We start from the raw sequence: 20,142 nt of genomic DNA, 5'->3' as shown, positions 1-20,142 counted from the left end.
CCCCCTAAGCTCCAATCTCGTATTAAGCCGTCAACTTCTTATTTACTTTTTGCGTACCATTCGTTGACTTCTTTCGTAATCTGATCGCCGCCAAGCTTTTTCCAGTCTTCTACGAATTTATCAAACGTATCGATGGATTGGCCCATAATAATCTTCGTAAATACTTCCTCTTCCAGCTTCAGAAGCGATGCATTCTTCTCAACCATGGTAGGTGTCGCTGCACCGTAGAAAGCATCTAACATATAGTTATCGTCTTTCACGTACTTGCTGATGACGTCGAAGCTGCTCGGCGTCCCGAATACGCGCTCCGTACCCCAATTCGCATTGTTACCTTTACGGTAGTCTACAATTTTGTCGTAGTAGCCCTTCTCTTCCGTCGTCAGTTTGGACGGATCGTTCGAAGCAATCGCACTAAGCGTGTTGTTATGTGCGCTCAAGTTTTTATTCGCAGGCTCTGGATTCATCAGGCTATAGAGGTAGACAGGAACATTCGTAGGGCTGAAGCTCATCTCTGGTTTTGGCTTCTTACTCTCGTCATAACCATCCATCGCGAAGTTGAGAAGCTTAATAATCGCTTCCGGATTCTTGCTCTTCTTGCTAACTGCGTAATAACGTTGAATCGGCATTTTACCGATTGGTGTTGCCTTCTTATCATCAACAGACACCAGCGGGATCGCTTTCCAATCTGCTTTCGGATCGTTATCGATGTTCTTCTGAATGATCGACAATGGCGCAGACATGCTGCCGTAGAAGATACCGACTTTGCCGCCGACAACGGATTCCGTTACCTTCGCCCGGTCTTTAACACCGAATTCCTTATCGAGCAAACCTTGTGCGTACATATCTTGGAGCTGCTTAAGCGCAGTCTTCACTTCTGGCTGAATACTTCCATAGACAAGCTGTTTACCGGATGAATCCTTCACCCATTTACCAGCATAAGCATGGAAGCCGGAGAAGAAGCCCGTTGTTCCGAAATGAGTATCTGCTAAGAACGACTTCGTGAAGGCCATCCCGAATGTATCATCTTTGCCGTTGCCGTCTGGATCTTTCTTTGTGAATGCCTCAGCAACCGCCAAAACTTCCTTCATCGACTTCGGCTCCGTAAGTCCAAGTTTCGTTAACCAATCCGCACGTACATACAAGAGCGGTAATCCGTCGATGGCCGACGATGTCTGTGGAATCGCCATCAATTTACCGCCGATTTTGGCTGTATCGAAGGCTTTCTGATCCTGTTGCAGAATACTCTTCGCCATCGGTGAGGCATATTTGTCATACAGCTCCGTCAAGTCATAGAGCATATCATTATCAGCCAAATCCGTGAGTTGCTTGTTTTTCAGCCACATAACATCCGGAAGATCCCCGGCAGCAATCGCTACATTCAGCTTTTGATCGAATTGCTCGACAGGTACTGTCCATTGATATTTCAAGTTAATGTTTAGGTCATTTTGATAAGCTTTTGTATAAATATTATTCTCGATCGTGTCGCCATTTTCATACTTATAAGTGGCTTCTGTGTAGCGCCATGCTGTAATATCCACTGGTTTCTCATACTTCGCCATTAAGTTCGCGTTAGGCGTTGCAGAAGCATTAGGTGCCGCCGTTGCATTACTATCTTTCGATCCCTCTGAGCTACAAGCTGAGAGCACCAATAGTCCTGCCGCCGAGAGAATAACCGCCGTTTTCACTTTATCTCTTTGTCTCATGTGAACCTCCCCGAATGATCTAAATATACTAGAGTTGCTACATCTCTAATGGTAATGCGCAATCAATCGGCATTCAATATTCATGTCTTTACATTTGAATCACTTGTTTACTTGTTGAATATCGAGGTCCGATACTCCAGTGGAGTCATATGCGTAATCTTGCGAAAATATCTCGTAAAGTTCGTCGCCGTTCCATAACCGACTTGCTCAGCGACCTCTTGAATTTTGATATTCGGATTCTCCAGAAGACTCTTGGCTCTTGTCATACGGGTTGAAGAAATATAATCGGATAAATTGCTTCCTGTTACCTGTTTAAATAGTCGCGACAAATAGGACGGATTGAAATACACTAATTCCGCTAATTTCACCAGCGAAATCTCATCTGGATTATGAAGGTTATCCTTAATATGCTTCTGAATCAAGGAAATAATAGCATTTGCCCTTCGCTCCTCCTCTTGATTCTGAAGGTTGAACAGAATGTCTTCCACACGGGCTAGATACTCAAAAGCCATCGTCCATGACTCATGCTCCCCTGGTTGCATAAGCTTGTGTAGCCCGATCTGCGTCGCAACCATTTCAACCAAATTCCAACGATTCATATAGGATAAGAAAACCAATCCGATGGAATAATAAAGCTCTTGCGCAGGTACATCATGCATACTGTCGATATCTTTAAGCGAGTCGGCACAGGCAAGCAGCGTCTTGCTGAACTCCATCCGTTGTCCATGTTCTAATTGATCAGCGAGCTGCTCCAATTTGGCATGTCGGATCTGCGACTTATCCCGGTGGCTCCCATCCGACTGCTGGAGCTCATGCTCCACCATTTGCTTGTCCAGCAGCAGCATGCCGCTGCCCTGACCAATGCGATAATTCATCAGCATGGTTAGTGTGGCGAACCGTTCTGCTGCGTCGGCCCACGCCACCGTGCTATCATCAACTACAAAGGACAATAACTCACCGACAGACTCGCGACAGGCCGCCTGCACCAACTCCAAATTCCCTTTTACGAATGTGAAGGTTCTTTCCCATCCATTCATCTCCAAGTTATCCCCGAGCGGCTGAATCAGCCAAATCAGATCCATATGCTCATTCACCGCATCGACAAAAGAAACGTGCGAAGACAAATATTGCTCAGCGATCAGTTTGATCCTGTAGAGCTGCCGTGACTTTTCCGTATACGTCGTCCGATTGGATAAGCTGTTTATTCTTCCGAGCATGATGAGAATAGGCCGATCCGCTTGAAGGGGTATGGCTAGTTCATCAAATTGTTCTTGATGAATCTCTTTTACGTCGAGCTGTTCATTCAGAATTCGCTTCACATAATCGTTTTGAAGCATCCCTCGCATGTTATCCAATTGCTCTTGGGCTATTTTCAGCAACGACTGAGCCCTTAGCTCCGTTTCAATCTCAGCCACTGCATGCTCCACCATCTGAATGACTTTCTCGTATCCTTCGGTCTTTAGTAAATAACTGACCTTTTCATACTGAATAGCCGAGTAAATATAGGAAAATTCATTGTATCCTGTGAGAAAAATGACCCGGCATTGCGGCCATCTCTCGCGAATCTTCTCTAAGAGCTGCAAGCCATCCAGTCCTGGCATACGAATGTCGGTGAGCACGATATCAAAGCGCGTCCGATCGAATTGCCGAACTGCCTCCATGCCCGAATAAGCTTTATACACATCCAACTCCAGCTGTGGGATGGACTGAAGTACTTCGTATAACCCGTCTGCAATAATCATCTCATCGTCTACAACCAGTACCCTGTACATTTAAACGCCTCCGTTCGTGTGATCAATAACAATTGTTACCTTCATACCGCCCCATTCACTTCGCTCCACAAATAGACCGCTAGACAGTCCAAACTTCAAACGAATTCGTTGGTGAATATTCAAAATACCGGTCGTCTCCAACCCTTCTTGATTGGATAATGCCTCGTTGAGTAACGCTATTCGTTCATCATCAAGCTCCTCACCGTTATCTTCAATGATCATCTGAATCTCGTTCTCAACCTTAAGGAGACGCACTCGCAAAATGCCTTTCTCGGGCTTCCTTTCCAGACCATGTTCAAAAGCATTCTCAATGATTGGCTGTAAAATCAACCTCGGCACCATGACGTGTCCAATATTTTCAGGCAAATCATCGAATTCGACTCGAAGCCGATTCGAAAATCGCATCGTTTGAATTTCGGCATATACTTTAGCGTGATTGACTTCTTTCCAGAGCGGCACCTCATCTGCGCTATTTCGTGTGACGAATTGAAAATACTCACCCAACTGATTCGTAAATTGCTCAAGATTCTCGTAATCTCCAAGGCGTGCCATCGTGCTTAGTATAAATAGGTTATTGTAAAGAAAGTGCGGGTTAATCTGCGATTGAAGCTGCTTCAATTCCGCTTTCTGAGTTAAAATTTGCTGTTTATACACCTGATCAATTAAGGATTTCAAATTCCCTAGCATCACATTAAACCGTTTATAAATGTACTGGAACTCATCATTAATCGCATGCTCGATCCGAACATCGAAATCGCCATGCTCGATTTTACGGAAAGCTTTGACAAGCTTGTCCAGCGGTTTGTGAATGTATTTATACACATATAAAGAGTAAATAACAATAATAACGAGGGCTACAGCTGCTAATAATAAAAACCAACTTCTATACTTCTGGAGCGGTTGAAACACAGCGTTTTCGGGCACATATTTGCTCAAAACGGCGCCAAAAAAGTCAGATGAGGTGTAGACGGCCAAATAATGCTTGTCATGAATGACGAGTTTCTGGGCATTGCCAATATTCGCGTTATTGGACATATGGGCAGAAATTTCCTTATCGAATGCCGCATCATGACTTGTTGTGATGACAAACTGTGAGCTATTGAAAATCAATCCCTCATCAGGGGAGTTAATCATTAATTTCAAATGTTCCTCCAGCTTTTCCTTCGACAGCTCGATAGCCACAATGAATAGCGGGCCTCTTTTACTGCTAGGCGTAGAGAAGGGATAAACGGCGCTTAGATACATTCTGCCATCCACATTCATAACCTGCGAATCCAGCGTCAATGGAATATTCCTCAATCTTTCAAATTCTTGTTGATTAAAAGAGGAAATCGTCAGTGCTGAAACATTTTTTTGAATAGCCGGAATGTAAGCGTACACATCTTTGATATATGTCGAACTGTTGCGAATCGCATTAAGTCGTTGCTGAAGTCTTAGAATGCTCTGCATTTTCTCAATATCATTCAGTGAATCGGGAATAGCTCCTAATGCATTTAAATTATCATCGCTTAACACATCGTACTGCAACGTTTGAATGCGTCTGAACTCCTCCTCCAACCCGCTGAAATACCCCGATACTTGCGAGATCATGGATTTGGATATTTCGTCCTGCAACGTTCGGATCCCCCAATTATAAATAATCATACTGAGGAGATAGAGCGGTAGCAGAATGCAAATAAACGAAAGAATCAATCTTCTGAGGGCATTTTTCTTCCAAGGATGCCTCGTTAGATTCAGATTCATAGTATTCCCTCCCATGTGTGAAAAAATTATCCACTTCCATATTCATTCGGATCCTATGTAAGACTACCCGAAAGTTAGTTTAGTAGCAATACTAACATGAACCGTACCAACTTAGAAGTGAACAATTCATACCGTTAAGCCTCTATGCAGTATAACCATTCATTCGTCTAAGCATGAAGACAAGAAAAAACACCTTCTCTTAAGAGAAGGTGCCTTCTTCATTTTATATCCGTAGCTGGCTCAATCAATCGATGACGATACCATTGATCCCCCTTGAAGCGCCAAAGGAATATAAGCCCACGAACGCCCCACTCAATATTCATCGCTAACCATACACCAATAATGCCCATATGTAACATGATGCCAAGCACATAGCCCAGAACGACCCGGAACAACCACATAGACAGCATCGAAGTCACGGATGTGAATTTGGAATCGCCCGCAGCTCGAAGTGCTGCTGGCAAGAGGAAGCTGATTGGCCAGAGTGGGATCTGCGCAATCGCATTGATCAACACAATGATGAAAAGTTCCCGAACGATATCATCCGGTGGATGGAATAAGCTGATCAGCGGCTTGAACAACGGAAGGAGGATCAGTGCCATCAGGAAGAGTGTAAACGACGCAAGCCAGAGAAACGATTTGGCGAATTTGCGAGCGTCTTTCACATTTTGCCCCCCCATACATTGCCCAATCACAGTTACCGTTGTTAGCGATAACGCGGCAGCCGGAATCTGCAACACACCTGCGAGCGTACCGCCAATCGCATTCGTCGCCATGGCATGCGTACCAAGACTCACGATAAACACTTGCGTTACAATTTTACCGCCATTAAAGAACATCTGCTCCGCCGCAAATGGAAGCCCGATAAATAAAATTTTCTTCATCATCGCCACATTCACATGTAGTAAATCGTACAATCGAATCCTAAAATTCGTATCTAATTTCACCACATACAGCACGGCTACGAATGCCGCCAAAAATCTGGACACATTCACAGCGATAATCAACCCGTGCACTCCCATATGCAAGAAATGGATACATATCACATTCAAAAGGACATACGATAGATTCATGATTAAAGAGAGTTTCAAAGAGGTACGGGACTTTCCGATCCCTCTTAAAGCACCGCAAACGGCCTCTACAATGGCAATCCCCACATAAGATACGCTGCTCCCTATCAGATAGGTCTTGGCATAAGCGAACACTTCCGGAGAGGCTGTCCCAAACAGAAGCGTTAATACGGGAGAATGAAACACAATCATTAACAAGCTAATACCAAGCGCGAATGCCGACACCAAGGAAATGGAGCTCGTTGCAGCTTTGGCTACCATGGGTTCATTGCCGCTTCCTTTATACTGGGCGACCACAACCGTTCCACCTGTCGAGACGGCTACGAATACGCTGATTAGAAATATGTGGAGCGAATCAATCATACTTACTGCGCTAACTGCGGCAACACCTGACGAACTAATCATGGCAATGTTCACCAAGTTAAGTCCGACAAGGAAGGACTGATCAATCAGAATCGGTATATACAAAGCAATAATCTGTTGATAATCCATCACTTTACCGGAGAAAAACTTATGCATAAAAGCTTTTCGTCTCAAGCTTAATGCAGTTCCCATCACATCATCTTCTTTTTCGTTATATTTATCATGCTGATTACTTCAGTGATATCATTACCCAACCTGCTCCTCTAGTGCGGATTCACACATGGCTAATGGCAGGCGAAGTGTGATTCGAGTTCCCATTTGATAGCCACTCTCAAAGAGAAATTGTGATTCACTGCCGTAGTACATTTTCATCCGAGCAACGACATTTCGCAGCCCGAATAGATCCTTTTCCTTTTTAATATCCGTAGAACTGCCCTCACCAGCTTGCTTAGACGCTTCCTCCAATTTGCCGCAAATATAATTGAGCCTATCTGGACTGACGCCCACTCCGTTGTCGCACACTTCTAAGACGAGATGATTTCCATCCACATAAGAAGCAATGGCAAGCTCTCCGCCTCCACTCTGTTTCTCCAAACCGTGCAGCACGGCATTTTCCACCAAAGGCTGCAGGAGGAGCTTCAGAACATGATAGTGCGCGCTTTCCTCAGCAATGTCGAAGCGCACCGTAAAATGATCAAGGAATCGCAGCTGCTGCACTTTAATATAGTATTTCAGATGCTCGATCGTTTCCTTGACTGTGAATGTCTCGTTCCCTTTATTCAGGCTTAACCGGAAAAATTTCGATAGGTTCAATACCATTTCACTGATTTCATCGGCCTCATAGTTTTTGGCCGTCCAATAAATCGAATCCAATGTATTGTATAGGAAATGGGGATTTATTTGAGATTGCAAAAATTTCAGTTCCATTTTGGATAATAACAGCTGTTTCTCATAGTGATCTCGGATAAGCGTTTTCTGATTCTCCGCCATACGGTTGAAGGATTCGATCACATAGCCCAATTCGTCTATCCGCGTATCTTCCAGTTGAATGGTGAAATTACCTGTGCGGAGCTGTTTCATCCCATAGGCCAGCTTCCGCAGCGGTGCGGATATCCCTCTATAGATAATCCATGAAGCCCAGATAGCCAATACCAAGCTGACAACTAGAATCCCATACGAGAATACTTTCAACGCGTCGGTATGACTCCGAATTTCCCACAAAGGCTGCTCCATCATCAGCGTCCATCCCGATAACTTCGACTTCACGCTGATCGTTACCATCTCCGTACCGGTCTGTGGTGATTTACGAATCGTTCTTACCTTGTCCACTTTTTCCCACACTTGGGTATTTACATTTCCACCTGTACCCGTTATCGATCTTCCTTCGTTATCGAACAGGTAAATATTAGCATTTTCTGAAGGCAGCAGCGGCTTCGCCAGCTCGATTAAAGCGCTCTTTTTCACCGAAAGGACGAGCAAGTTCGGATTCATTAATGTACGGTTATACGGATCCATGGTCCGAATCAAATGCACACTGTCAGCATCGAAGTAAGATTCACCTGCCTGCGGTGTAAAAAAAATCGTTCCCCCATTGGCCTCCATGAGATTCTGATACCACTCCTGCTTCTCTGCTCCACCTGGCAGTTTTCCTCCACCGAATTTCGTGGAAATGACCGTGCGTGAAGGCATGTGGATGATCGTTATTTGGTCGATAATAAGATTGACCGTTGTCATACTCGTGATCTGATCCATCACCTGAGCAAAGTGAACGAAGGATTGCTTCTCTGGCTCTTGACCGACGGACTGCAATGTGGCATTCACGTTCATATCGAACGCGATCAAAGAGGAAAGCTGCTCAATATTCTGCAACGTCAGGTCAATATAATCCGTCATTGTATGCAGCGCTCCTTGCGTCCGCTCTCCCGTCTGCACTTCCAATATCGACTGCGATTTGGCAATGGCAAACAGACTAAAACCAGCTAACGGAAGCAGAATAAGTAAAAAATACCAGGTTAACCGAACTTGGATGTAACCAGCTAGCAATTTGCGAATTTTAGGAAAGATCTCTTTGGTCAATTCGGCAACCTCCATTCTGACCGACCACACTCCGACAGCTTGTCGGATTCTTACCAACTATTTGCTGGTTTCTCGCCACCACTCGTTCACTTCCCCAGTTATTTCATCACCGCCGGCTTCCTTCCACTTTTTCACAAAAGTATCAAATTCCTCAATAGGGCTGAGGCCCGCAATAATTCGCGTAAATGTTTCCTCTTGCAGCTTAGATAGCTTAACTTGATGTTTGCCCATCGCAGGTGTTGGCGGCCCATTAAACTGATCTTCCATCAGATTATGTTCAATCCGCTGCAGGTTGTCATATAGACGGAACTGTTCGCCAAGTGCCTCCAGTCGATCTCTTGTTACTGTCGGATCTGCCATATCCGCCAATGCGCCATAGATGCCACGATAGCCGTGCTTCGCGTGTTCATCAAAACGAATAGACAGCTTCCCGTTCACCCGCGTCCAAATTTCGTTTTCAAAACCGAGCTTTAAGCTTGTCTGACCTGGCCCTGCGACGAAATCTAGAAACTTAACGACAGACTCTGCCTTCTCACTTTTGCTGGGAACAACATTGTAGGAACGGACGATGGACGTGCTATAGACGCCATGTTTGCCGCCAGGTCCGGTCGGAAATTCAAGCGGAATCCACTCGGCTTTCGGATCTTTCTTACGATTTGCTGCAATATGTGAACGAGTGTCGGACCATGCTGCTGAGAACAGGCCCACTCGCCCACTCACAATTTTTTCACCAAGTACATCAATTTTATTGAGCGGGAATTCGGGATCCAATATGCCTTCATCGTACAACCCACGAAGATAGAGAAGAGCATCTTTCATTTCTGGGAGGATTCCCGCATAAACCAACTTTCCGTCACGTTCATACCAGGCTTTCATTTGTACGCCAAAAGCACCGAGAAAAGGCGACGTTCTACGCAGCCGCTCTAGAATCGATACGCCATAGGTATCCTTTTTCCCGTTTCCATCCGGATCTCTTTCTGCAAAAGCCTTCATCACCGCCGTATACTCTTCGATCGTCCTCGGAGGCTGCAGACCGAGCTTATCCAACCAGTCTTTTCTGGCATATACAATTTCGGTTCCCTTAACTTCGTTCAAACTTGGTATCGCGTAGATCTTGCCATTCACCGATACATTGTCCCAAGCTTCCTTCGGAATCTTGGCTTTAAGATTTGCCCCGTATTTCTCGATATAGTCATTCAAAGGCGTAAGCGCTTTTTGATTTACAAAATGAATAAACCAAGAAGGATCACTTGTATTCAACAAATCCGGGGGCTCGCCGGACGCCATGATGACGTTTAACTTTTCATCATATCCATTCAACGGAGGGAGCGTTACATTAACCTGAACACCAATGTTCTTTTCAATATAGCTAAGATAGGGATTATGATTCTCATCCATCCCTTCTGGAAAGTTCATACCTAGGCTGTTCGCGACGATTCGTATCGCTGGTTCGTTTGCCGTATCCACCTTATTTCCTTCGTTTATGTCCAAATTCGGAAAGCCGCAGCCTGCAGTTGAACAGCATGCGAGAATGACCAGAATAGCCGTTTTCATTCTTTTCATCAATCCACCACTCCTTCAGACTTAAGCAAAACGACAATTAATCAGCTAGTATTTTCTTCAGCAAAGGGGTGAGTCCATCTGCCATTCGCAAAAAGCCGAGATCCGTCGGATGAACACCATCTACCGTACATTCGTGAGCATCTTCACCAAGCAAATTGGATCCATCGTAAAAATAAATGTTAGCATCGCCATTCTCTTGCAGCTGTTTGACCGTTCGCATCTGAACTTGTTTGCGGTCTTCTTTTTCCTGCAGCAATTGCGCTTGAAACCTTTCTTTCGCATAGGTGATGCGCGAAACTACCAAAATCGGTATCAACGCGTGTTTATTGCGGTATATGCAAATGAATTCTGGCAGCGTCGCTTGTAGATTTTCTGTGGAAACGCAGTTGGCTTCATAGTCCAAGACGAGACATGCGGGATCCGGTATTTCTGCTAGAATATGCGCAAGCTCCGGCTCACCTTTCCCGTTCCCAGAGAAGCCTAAGTTCAGAAATTCTCTATTTATACGCCTTGATACGATATTCGTATATGCCATACCGGGTCGTGAGGCACAGCCTCCCTGCGTGATGGATGTACCATAGATAATGACCTTTTCATTCCTATCATAGGCAGCAGGAGGTCCGATTTGAGCGGCTGGATCCAAACCGATCCATACTTCCTCTACACCTTGGTAAAGTGGAAAGTTCAACGTAATGCTTCGATAGTCTTGCTCCATATTCGTAAACAACATACTTTCATATTCCGTTTGTTTGGCATCATAGAGGGTTGTGCCGTAATACAGCTGCTCCCCTGGAGCTCCGATGTAACAGTCAAACCCACATTGCCCCGTTGCTGGCATGTGATACATATTCGCAGCCCCGGACAGCTTCACTTTGATTGCTAGCGAGGCTGTATTCGTTGTGAAGCGTATTTGCCCGCCAGCTGTGCAGTTGGCCAAGCTATTTACCGCTTCTGGCAGTATCCAAGCCGGATTTGCCGGTAGTCTGCGGTAAAGCTTCTCTTCGTTCAGCCAGCCAAAGCCTGCCAGATGAAATGGCTGTTCCAGCGGTGAATACCAATTGAAAGATGGGGTGGCCGATTGTGGTATTCGCATATTCGCATCCAACTTCACAGGGTTGACCGGTTTTTGCTCATTAGGCATCAGGAATTCCTCCAATAGTACTTGTTTCAATGAATCTTCGCCCTCTATTCCGCAATCCCTTTTTTTTCGCAGCCAATGGGTTATTAAAGTACCAAAAGAAGTCATGGTCCTCCGCTGTGGCTCTTTCACAGCTGTATTACAATAGGAATAACCTGTGAACGCATACAGGCGAATTGGTAAAAGGAGGGACTATCTGCATTGGTGGCCACGAACAAAACACCCATTATGCATGAATACCATGCTGATATCGTCGTGATCGGCGGTGGTACCGGTGGCTGCGCAGCAGCTCTTGCCGCTGCCAAATCTGGAAAAAAGGTAATCATGACCGAGGAAACCGACTGGATCGGCGGACAATTAACGAGTCAAGCCGTTCCGCCAGATGAACATCCGTGGATCGAACAATTTGGTTGCACGCGCAGTTATCGGCAGTTTCGCGAAGGCGTGCGTGAGTATTACCGCCGCCATTTCCCGCTCACTTCGGGGGCGCGTTCACGAACGCTGCTTAATCCCGGTAATGGCGGCGTTTCACGGTTATGTCATGAACCGCGAGCTGCTTTGGCTGTCTTACAGGAAATGTTGGCTCCATACGTCAACAGCGGGAGGTTACAGATTCTAACTCGTCATCGCCTAGAATCGGTATCCGTGGATGGGGATGATGTCCGTTCCATCTCGGTTCGTAATCTGATGAGCGGCGATCAAGTGACGTTAGCAGCCGCTTATTTCCTCGACGCCACGGAGTGTGGCGATGTTCTACCTCTAGCTGGTGCGGAGTATGTGACAGGGGCTGAGTCAAAAAGCGATACTGGAGAGCCGCATGCTGTAGATGGCGACGCGCTGCCGCAGGACATGCAGGGCTTTACTTACTGCTTCGCGATGGATTACATCGAAGGTGAAGATCACACGATTGCGCGTCCCGAGCGATACGACTTCTGGAAGGAATACAAAGCGGAATTCTGGCCTGATCGACTGCTCAGCTGGTCTGGTGTCCGCCCTCATACGCTGGAGACTGTTTCCTATGAACTGTTTGAAGGTACTGAAAAGTACTCTTTGTTCTTCTACCGACGCATCATTGATAGCAAGAACTTCGAGGATGGCTTTTATCCGGGTGACATTACACTCGTCAACTGGCCGCAGAATGACTACTGGCTTGGTTCGATTATCGATGTCACCGATGAAGACAGAGATCGAAGCCTCTGGGATGCTAAACAGCTCAGTCTATCGCTGCTCTATTGGCTGCAAACGGAAGCGCCGCGTCCTGATGGCGGCCAAGGCTACCCTGGACTTCGCCTACGCAAGGATATCGTCGGTACAGAGGACGGACTGGCTATGTATCCGTACATACGGGAGTCACGCAGAATCAAAGCTGAATTCACCGTCTTGGAGCAGCATGTGAGCACAGCCTGCCGACCTGATGGTAAAGCTGAACAATTCCCTGATTCTATTGGTATCGGCTGTTACCGCATAGATCTGCATCCGAGCACGGGCAACCGTCATTATATAGATATCTCTTCCTTGCCGTTCCAAATTCCACTGGGAAGCCTAATTCCTATCCGTATGAATAATTTGCTTCCAGCTTGCAAAAATCTTGGCGTTACGCACATCACGAACGGCTGTTACCGTCTTCATCCGGTCGAATGGAACATTGGCGAAGCAGCCGGGTTTCTGGCTAGTCGCTGCTTGGATCGCGGAATTAAGCCTCGTGAGGTACGTAACAAGGAATCTGAACTTCGCGTGTTCCAACAAATGCTTGAAAGCTACGGAATCGAGCTATCCTGGCCCGCGATTCGTCCCGTTTAATGTTAACCATTCTAAAGATGAGGTGTCTGTAGATGAGTAAAATACGTATTGGCGTTATTGGCGCAGGTTCCATTTCCGAAATGCATTTGAAATCCTATCACAATAATCCGGATGCCGAGCTTTATGCCATCTGTGATTTGAATGAGGAACGTGCAAAAGCAAAAGCTGAAAAATACGGAATTAGACATATCCATACGGACTATAAGAAACTGCTAGCTGATGAGGCTGTAGACGCGATTAGCATCTGTACGTGGAACAATAGCCATGCCCAAATATCCATTGCCGCTCTGGAAGCTGGTAAAAACGTGCTCACCGAAAAACCGCTCTGTACATCGGTAAACGAAGCGCTTGCTGTAGAGGATGCTGTACGACGTACGGGCAAAACGCTTCAGGTCGGTTTCGTTCGCCGTTACGCTTCGAATACCCGCATCATCAAATCGTTCCTAGATAACAACGAGCTCGGTGAAATTTACTATGCGAAGGCATCGTGTATTCGTCGTTTGGGCAACCCAGGCGGCTGGTTTTCAGATGTAGAGCGTTCTGGCGGCGGCCCGCTGATCGATGTAGGGGTGCACGTCATTGACCTTTGCTGGTATTTAATGGGCCGTCCTAAGGTGAAATCCATTTCTGGTAATACGTACAAAAAACTTGGTAATCGTGCTAATGTGAAGAATTTGGCTTTTTACAAAGCTGCCGATTATGACCCCACTCATAATACGGTCGAGGACTTAGCCAATGCGTTAATTCGATTCGAGAACGGCGCATCCATTCTAGTTGATGTCAGCTTTACGCTTCATGCGAAGGAAGATGAATTGACAGTGAAGCTGTTTGGGGAAAAAGGTGGAGCTGAATTAGAGCCGCAGCTATCCATCATTACGGAGAAGTACGATACGATTTTGAACCAAACCCCGCAGATCAATAACTTGAGCTTCGATTTTGTTGCCGGCTTTCAGGATGAAATCAATTATTTTATTGAAGTATGTCAAGGTAAGAAGGAAACCATTTCACCCGTACAGGATGGGGTTGAAATGATGAAAATTCTTTGCGGCGTCTATGAGTCTAGCGAAAAAGGTGAAGAAATCCGCTTCTAGGGAAGGAATGTGAAACCAGTTGAACAAATCGAAATGGCTAATCATGACCTTATTGATTACATTACTCGCTTCCACTTGGTCCATAACCGCATCTGCGGCACTCAGCCCCACCGATTTCATTGAAGTAGAAGCGGCTCCCGTCGATATCACCATTGATATCGAGGGTCCGCGTAAGCAAATAAATGCCGTAGATACGGATATGAGTAGAATCACCGATTATGTCGCTTTATTCACCACGGAATTTGCAACATCCATTACGGTTGGTACAACTTCCGTCGGCGTTGTCGTCGATGCGACAAATCATGTCACTCGGGTTGTCAATCCATCCGTTAACGGTGGTGTGCCCGTCTGGACAGGACCTACAACCTTGACGATCCCGCAAGGCGGCTTTATCCTTGTGGCGAATGATGACAGTTGGGCGAATAAAACCTATAAACAGTATCTCGCCAAAAATTTCAAGGTCGGTGATCTCATTAAGCTGCGTAAAAATGGCGAAGTGATCCCCGTCTCAGCACTAATGACGGGTCAAGGACTCCAAGCGCGTCTTAAATTGGACAATGACGATTGGTTTACGGTAACTACGCCGAAGACAACGGTTTCCGGCAAGCTGGAAAACTTGGAATCTGGCGTCGCCTATGCAATTCGTGTTAATCAAACTTCGGTTGCTATGCAAGCGAACGGCACCTTCCAGAGCGAGATTAACCTCACAGAGGGTGTGAATTATTTAGATGTTATTGCCTCCAAGAACGGCGTAGAAAACGATCGTAAGACGCTCGTTGTGTTTTACAAAAAACAAACTAGCGCGGCCAAGGAAGTCGTCCTCTGGGTCGACCAAGGTACGAATATTTTCAAACTGCAAACGCCTGAGAACATCCGGGATATGCTAACCAAGGCTAAGGATGCTGGCGTTACAGCTGTAGCGCTTGATGTCAAAGGCGTCGAAGGCTTCGCCAACTATAAGAAGAACGATTTGACGGGTCGTCCGCACATCTCACAAATGACAGCTCCAACACGTGCAGGTGCTAATCCGAATTTGGATATGCTGGAGGAGTTCATCAAATACGGTCATCTGCTTGGGATCAAAATCCACGCAGCCTTCAACGTTTTTGCTGAAGGCTCGCCTGCACACAACGAATACGGGCTGCTGAATCAGCATCTGGATTGGGAAGAACATGTGTACCGTCCTGAGGATAATGGTCAAATTCTGAGGCTGCGTGAAAGCAAGTATTATACATCGGGCAAGTCCCTCGTTGCTTTTGTTAATCCAGCCAATGATGATGTAAGAGCCTTCGAGTTGAAAAACATGGAAGAAGTGATCAAGAACTACGATGTAGACGGTGTTGTGCTGGACCGGACCCGTTATGACAACGAAACAGCCGACTTCAGTCCGTTGACGCGCACGAAGTTTGAGGCGTTTCTCGCCGCACGGGGTAAGCAGTTAACGAATTGGCCTGCGGATGTTTTCAGCTACGTGAACAATGCTCGCCAAGCGGGTCCGCTCATCAATGACTGGTGGGAGTTCCGCTCGCTAACGATCAAAACATTTACAGATGATGTCCGTTTACTAACCGATCGTTACTCCGCATTAAAAGGTCATAAGGTCTATTCTTCTGCTTATGTGGGTTCCTGGTTTGAATCCTATTACTTGAACGGCGTCCATTGGGGCAGCCCTAATTTCAAGTACGACAGCCGTTTGCAACTGCCGGATGACAGCCTTTATACCGACTCCTATGCGCAAACCGGATATTCGGGTAATATCGATTTCCTCATGATTGGTACGTATCAAACGACACAAAAGGAGATCGAACACCATATTACCTTGGGTAATATCGTAACAAACGGTGAAGTCCCGATGTACGCTAGTATTGCTTTGGCGAACATCCAAGACCCTCCGTTACAGCGTTCCGTGTTCCAGGCAGGCTTGTCGCAATCGAACGGCCTCATGCTATTCGACCTTTCACAAGTCAACTGGTCTGTTGTGAAGGCATCGCTTCATAACGTAGAATACGTTAAGGATTATCAAATAGGCTCCAGTGTACCTGGCAATCCAGCGTCATTCCTTGAAGCTGATCTCTATAATGTGAGCCGAAACGAGAATAATCTCAACATTTATTCGGATGCCTTCGGTCAAACAACAGCCACCAGCACGTTCGGCGTGGAGGCCATCGTGGACAGCTCCGGCAAAGTGACGAAGGTCGTTAACCAACAACAGGCGCTTAGCTGGGTATGGACCAATATCTCGCCGAATAACAGTATCATTCCGCAAGGCGGCTTCGTGATCTCTGCTCTTGATGCTTCCGGCGTACGTACGAGAAGACAGTTGGTCGCTAGAACCTACAAGGTTGGTGACGATGTACGTTCGGCTGTGCTGCGAGGGTATCTAGATTACGCGAACACGAGTACAGCGCTCCGTAACCTGGAGATCAAAGGTGAGGTCGAAGTCATTGGACCGGGGACGGCACGTGTGCTTCTGAACGGCGTACCCGCTGAGGTGTCCAGTAACGGAGTCTTTATCGGAAGTGTCCCGCTCACAATCGGTGTTAATCCTGTACAAATTTCCGTCTATGTAGACGATCGCAAAACGAATGAGAAAACCGTAAACATCACGCGTACTGCACCCGTCCTAACCGGTATCGAGCTTGACTCAACTGCCTATCGTCTTGTAGCAGGTGATACGCATGCATCCGTTACAACCGCCGTTTACTCGGATCAAACAAGCGTCGTTGTCGCTGGGGCTTCGTACAATTCCAGCGATCCATCCGTAGCAACCGTTGCTGCAGATGGAACGGTTACCGCATTGAAAGCAGGTACCACTGAAGTTACAGCTACCTATGAAGGCAAAACCGCGAAGTCCGTTGTAACTGTCGTGGATGTGGCAAGTCTCAGCTTCGATGAGAGCAAACATAGTCTAGTCAAAGGTGAATCCTTCCGGGCACCGGTTAAAGCCACTTACTCCGATGGCGCAGTCGCCTATCTCGCCCAAGACGTGACGTACAGCTCTTCGCACGATGATGTGGCTTCAATCACTTCGGATGGCACCATTACAGCTGTGAAGTCAGGTTCTGCTACCATCACAGCCTCCTATCGAGGCAAGCAGGCGGATATCAAGATTAAAGTATTCAACAGTCATAAAGAGAAAAGTGAAGATTTAACAACGGATGAAGCCTTGACTGAGCAAAATCCACCTTCAGGTGAAGCAAGCCCTGATGATCACGAGTTAGTCGATTTTATCGACTAACTCCACAAGCATTGTCACTTTTTCCAAAGTCGAATTTCCCGCGTCTTGTTGATCATTTCCCGTCCAAAAAAAAGATCCGGCTCCCCCCATATGGAGGAGCTGGATCTTTTTCTTATTTAGGCAGCTGCAGCCATTGATATGGCGTTTTCGCTGCCTTCATGCCAACATCTAGAATTGTAGCTATAGCTATCGTTTCCGCTTGTAATACGGGTGGCATTCCTGAATCGAAGAACCCGACTAGATTCTCAATAAAAGCCCCGAAGAAGTCCGACTCAATCTTGAGAAACTTCGATGTCCCCGCTTCATAGCTGAGTGCCATGTTAAACGGGCATTCCCAGCCGTAAAGGTTTATCGTCGCTTGGCGACCATCTGCATATCCGATAAGCAGTGAAGGTGTCTTGTCTGTTCCCGTCCACATTACGCGTCTGACATCCGTCCCCATCAATGAGACGATGGACTCCACCTGATGGATGGCATAATTGTCAAACTTCCCAGGCCCTAAGCTGTTGATGGACTCGATCCCCTGCTTTTCACTTCCCGCATACTCCGCCGCAAACCTTAACGCCGAGGTCGAATACATCGGGGTTCTGTGCTTATCAGCGAGCTCAAACATTCGTAATGCAGCAGCTCGATCAGGAGCAAACGTTTTATCAATATAAGTTGGCTTGCCCGACTGCAAAGCATGTCTAGAAAGCTCCTCGTGATACTCGGGATGATCCGGCGAAAGAACAACCAAATAATCACTCTTCTCGACGACCTCCTCAATAGAATCAAGCAGTTGGACCCCCTTCTTCTGGCTCCATTCCGCGTTGCTAAGCTTTCCATCCACGTTAGTCTTTCCATAAGCATACGCAACCTGTATACGTCCATTCGTCGCCTTATCAATCCAGTCTGGGTATTTCTCCGCATGCCATTCATCCAGAAAATAATCGATAAACCCAATCTTCCTCATCTCGAATTCCACTCCCTCTAGGAATTAAAACCCCCACGGCATAACCGCAGGGGATTTCGCTACTACTTTTTGTTTGCAGCGTACCACTCATTGGCCGCTTTGGTCATTTCTTCTCCGCCATCTGCTTTCCATTGTGCTAAAAACTTATCATAGTTTTCGAGCGGTTCTGCACCCGTGATGTATTTCAAGAACGTGTCTTCCATCAGCTTTTGCAGCTTCAAGTTGTATTTACCGATCGCTTCAAGCGGTGGTGCAAAAGCTAGCGGATCAAGAACAATGCTGCCTTTGGCTGCTTCTTGAATCTTATTAAAGGAATCCGTTAAGATCGGATCTTTGCGAACACGAGCTTGCCAGTAAATTGGGTAATTTTTCTCATCCACCCCTGTTAAGAAAGTTGATGCATTGTTGTATTCATCATTGAATTTAGGCAGAATCGGAAAGTAATTGCCGTTTTCCATCTTATAGTGAACGCCCTCTTTACCAATCGCTGCTTCTTTGAAAATATCTTTATCCAGCTTAAGATCCAAATATTTAATAATGTCTTCTTTGTTATCAGCCCATTTCGGGATGCCTACATAGAAGCTGATTCCCGCGCTGCCCATAACTTGGACTTTGCCATCATCCCCTTTGAGGTAAGGAAAGCTGCCAATTTTGGCATTTGGTGAGTTTTTCAATAGGGCATTTTGTACGGTTGGCGCGTTAAAATAAGCATTTGAAATGATCGCCGCTTTACCACTTGTGAAATTCTCGATTACTTTATTCGCTTGGTTCAGCGACCATTCCTGATCGATCAATTTCTCTGTGTACAGCTTTTTCATGAATTCCAAATATTTCTTCATATTTGGATTCTCAATGGCATTCACCAATTTACCATTGACATCCTGCCAGCCAGTTGTTGCGTTAGATTGAACCATAGGTATGCCAAATGTCGGAAGTACCTCAGGAAGAAGCGGACTTTTCCCCCCAGATAAACCCATCACATTTTTCTTTTCTTTCAGCGTTTTCAAAACTGTATACAATTCATCACGCGTCGTAGGTGCTTTCAATCCGAGTTCATCCATCCAATCCTGACGGACGATTAATTGTGTATTAACAATTGTGCCTGATCCTGTTTGTGGAATGCCGAAAATTTTACCGTTCAGCTTCGCTCCATTCCAGGAGGTTTGTGAGATTACATTTTTCATATTCGTACCATATTTATTTACCAGCTCATCAATCGGCTCAAGCGCTCCAGAGGCAGCAAGCTTGGAATATTGCGGTCCGCTGAGAAGCATGTAGGCATACTTTTCTTTGTTCGCCATCAACAAATTCAGCTTATCATCTGGATTTTCGACTGGCAGCATATCGTAGGTCACTTTGTAGCCCGTTTTTTCGTTCAGGAACTTTGCCACAACTTCCGTATTCGGATCGAATCGCGCATATTGCAGCAATGCTTTGAATTCTGGTTTCGGCTTATTAGCTTCTACGGTTGCAACAGGAGCGGTAGAAGCAGCCGGCGTTGTAGAACTGCTAGTGGTCTGAGTACTTCCACCACAAGCTGTAATCGCCGCTGCCATCGTCGTGATGGACATGAGAACTAACATTTTTTTTACCATGTAAGAGCCTCCCTATTTTTCCTTTGAGTATGGATCGT

The 20,142-nt window shown here is 46.1% G+C and carries 12 protein-coding genes; 3 read left to right on the top strand and 9 right to left on the bottom strand.

Translation table 11 applies throughout. The features are described 5' to 3' along the window. Nucleotides 1-38: 38 nt before the first annotated feature. The 7 genes from ACSQ8P_RS12790 to ACSQ8P_RS12760 form a co-directional block, all read right to left on the bottom strand. Nucleotides 39-1,703, bottom strand: a complete 1,665-nt coding sequence (locus tag ACSQ8P_RS12790) for an extracellular solute-binding protein (RefSeq protein WP_436235532.1) — start codon at nt 1,701-1,703, stop codon at nt 39-41. Nucleotides 1,704-1,810: 107 nt separating this feature from the next. Then, a complete protein-coding gene (locus ACSQ8P_RS12785) occupies nt 1,811-3,475 on the bottom strand; it encodes a response regulator transcription factor (RefSeq protein WP_436235531.1) in 1,665 nt (554 codons plus the stop codon). Further along, on the bottom strand, nt 3,476-5,218 hold the full coding sequence (locus tag ACSQ8P_RS12780) for a sensor histidine kinase (protein WP_436235530.1): 1,743 nt from the start codon (nt 5,216-5,218) through the stop codon (nt 3,476-3,478). A gap of 218 nt (nt 5,219-5,436) precedes the next feature. Further along, the gene (locus ACSQ8P_RS12775) at nt 5,437-6,846 is read right to left on the bottom strand and encodes an MATE family efflux transporter (protein WP_436235529.1); all 1,410 of its coding nucleotides are present in this window, start codon (nt 6,844-6,846) and stop codon (nt 5,437-5,439) included. A gap of 51 nt (nt 6,847-6,897) precedes the next feature. Next, nucleotides 6,898-8,727 (bottom strand): cache domain-containing sensor histidine kinase, encoded by a 1,830-nt coding sequence (locus ACSQ8P_RS12770; RefSeq protein ID WP_436235528.1) that lies wholly within the window; start codon nt 8,725-8,727, stop codon nt 6,898-6,900. Nucleotides 8,728-8,784: 57 nt separating this feature from the next. Beyond that, nucleotides 8,785-10,290, bottom strand: a complete 1,506-nt coding sequence (locus ACSQ8P_RS12765; protein WP_436235527.1) for an extracellular solute-binding protein — start codon at nt 10,288-10,290, stop codon at nt 8,785-8,787. A gap of 37 nt (nt 10,291-10,327) precedes the next feature. Continuing rightward, the gene (locus ACSQ8P_RS12760; protein WP_436235526.1) at nt 10,328-11,431 is read right to left on the bottom strand and encodes an SGNH/GDSL hydrolase family protein; all 1,104 of its coding nucleotides are present in this window, start codon (nt 11,429-11,431) and stop codon (nt 10,328-10,330) included. 225 nt (nt 11,432-11,656) lie between these two features. On the opposite strand from ACSQ8P_RS12760, the gene ACSQ8P_RS12755 reads away from it, so the two are divergent. The 3 genes from ACSQ8P_RS12755 to ACSQ8P_RS12745 are packed head-to-tail and all read left to right on the top strand — an operon-like array spanning nt 11,657 to nt 17,557. After that, a complete protein-coding gene (locus ACSQ8P_RS12755) occupies nt 11,657-13,228 on the top strand; it encodes an FAD-dependent oxidoreductase (RefSeq protein WP_436239513.1) in 1,572 nt (523 codons plus the stop codon). A 32-nt stretch (nt 13,229-13,260) separates the two neighbouring features. Next, a complete protein-coding gene (locus tag ACSQ8P_RS12750) occupies nt 13,261-14,319 on the top strand; it encodes a Gfo/Idh/MocA family protein (protein ID WP_436235525.1) in 1,059 nt (352 codons plus the stop codon). 43 nt (nt 14,320-14,362) lie between these two features. After that, nucleotides 14,363-17,557, top strand: coding sequence for an Ig-like domain-containing protein (locus tag ACSQ8P_RS12745; RefSeq protein ID WP_436235524.1), 3,195 nt, complete (start codon nt 14,363-14,365; stop codon nt 17,555-17,557). Between the two features lie 112 nt (nt 17,558-17,669). Here the strand turns inward: ACSQ8P_RS12745 and ACSQ8P_RS12740 are convergent, their stop codons facing one another. Together ACSQ8P_RS12740 and ACSQ8P_RS12735 are read right to left on the bottom strand one after the other, a co-directional pair. Beyond that, entirely contained in the window at nt 17,670-18,509 is an 840-nt protein-coding gene (locus ACSQ8P_RS12740; RefSeq protein WP_436235523.1) for a Gfo/Idh/MocA family oxidoreductase, read from the bottom strand. 62 nt (nt 18,510-18,571) lie between these two features. Further along, the gene (locus ACSQ8P_RS12735; RefSeq protein WP_436235522.1) at nt 18,572-20,104 is read right to left on the bottom strand and encodes an extracellular solute-binding protein; all 1,533 of its coding nucleotides are present in this window, start codon (nt 20,102-20,104) and stop codon (nt 18,572-18,574) included. Nucleotides 20,105-20,142 lie beyond the last annotated feature (38 nt).

Origin of the sequence: Paenibacillus sp. LjRoot153, from assembly GCF_964253085.1 — a bacterium.
GTDB lineage: Bacteria > Bacillota > Bacilli > Paenibacillales > NBRC-103111 > Paenibacillus_E.
The sequence above is the reverse complement of the archived record's forward strand: the minus strand, read 5'-3'. Positions and strand labels throughout refer to the sequence as shown.

Bases quoted from the DNA above. Each gene is read 5' to 3' on its own strand.
- ACSQ8P_RS12790 (WP_436235532.1), bottom strand. From the start codon at position 1,703: ATGAGACAAAGAGATAAAGTGAAAACGGCGGTTATTCTCTCGGCGGCA.
- ACSQ8P_RS12785 (WP_436235531.1), bottom strand. From the start codon at position 3,475: ATGTACAGGGTACTGGTTGTAGACGATGAGATGATTATTGCAGACGGG.
- ACSQ8P_RS12780 (WP_436235530.1), bottom strand. From the start codon at position 5,218: ATGAATCTGAATCTAACGAGGCATCCTTGGAAGAAAAATGCCCTCAGA.
- ACSQ8P_RS12765 (WP_436235527.1), bottom strand. From the start codon at position 10,290: ATGAAAAGAATGAAAACGGCTATTCTGGTCATTCTCGCATGCTGTTCA.
- ACSQ8P_RS12760 (WP_436235526.1), bottom strand. From the start codon at position 11,431: ATGCCTAATGAGCAAAAACCGGTCAACCCTGTGAAGTTGGATGCGAAT.
- ACSQ8P_RS12755 (WP_436239513.1), top strand. From the start codon at position 11,657: ATGCATGAATACCATGCTGATATCGTCGTGATCGGCGGTGGTACCGGT.
- ACSQ8P_RS12750 (WP_436235525.1), top strand. From the start codon at position 13,261: ATGAGTAAAATACGTATTGGCGTTATTGGCGCAGGTTCCATTTCCGAA.
- ACSQ8P_RS12745 (WP_436235524.1), top strand. From the start codon at position 14,363: ATGACCTTATTGATTACATTACTCGCTTCCACTTGGTCCATAACCGCA.
- ACSQ8P_RS12740 (WP_436235523.1), bottom strand. From the start codon at position 18,509: ATGAGGAAGATTGGGTTTATCGATTATTTTCTGGATGAATGGCATGCG.
- ACSQ8P_RS12735 (WP_436235522.1), bottom strand. From the start codon at position 20,104: ATGGTAAAAAAAATGTTAGTTCTCATGTCCATCACGACGATGGCAGCG.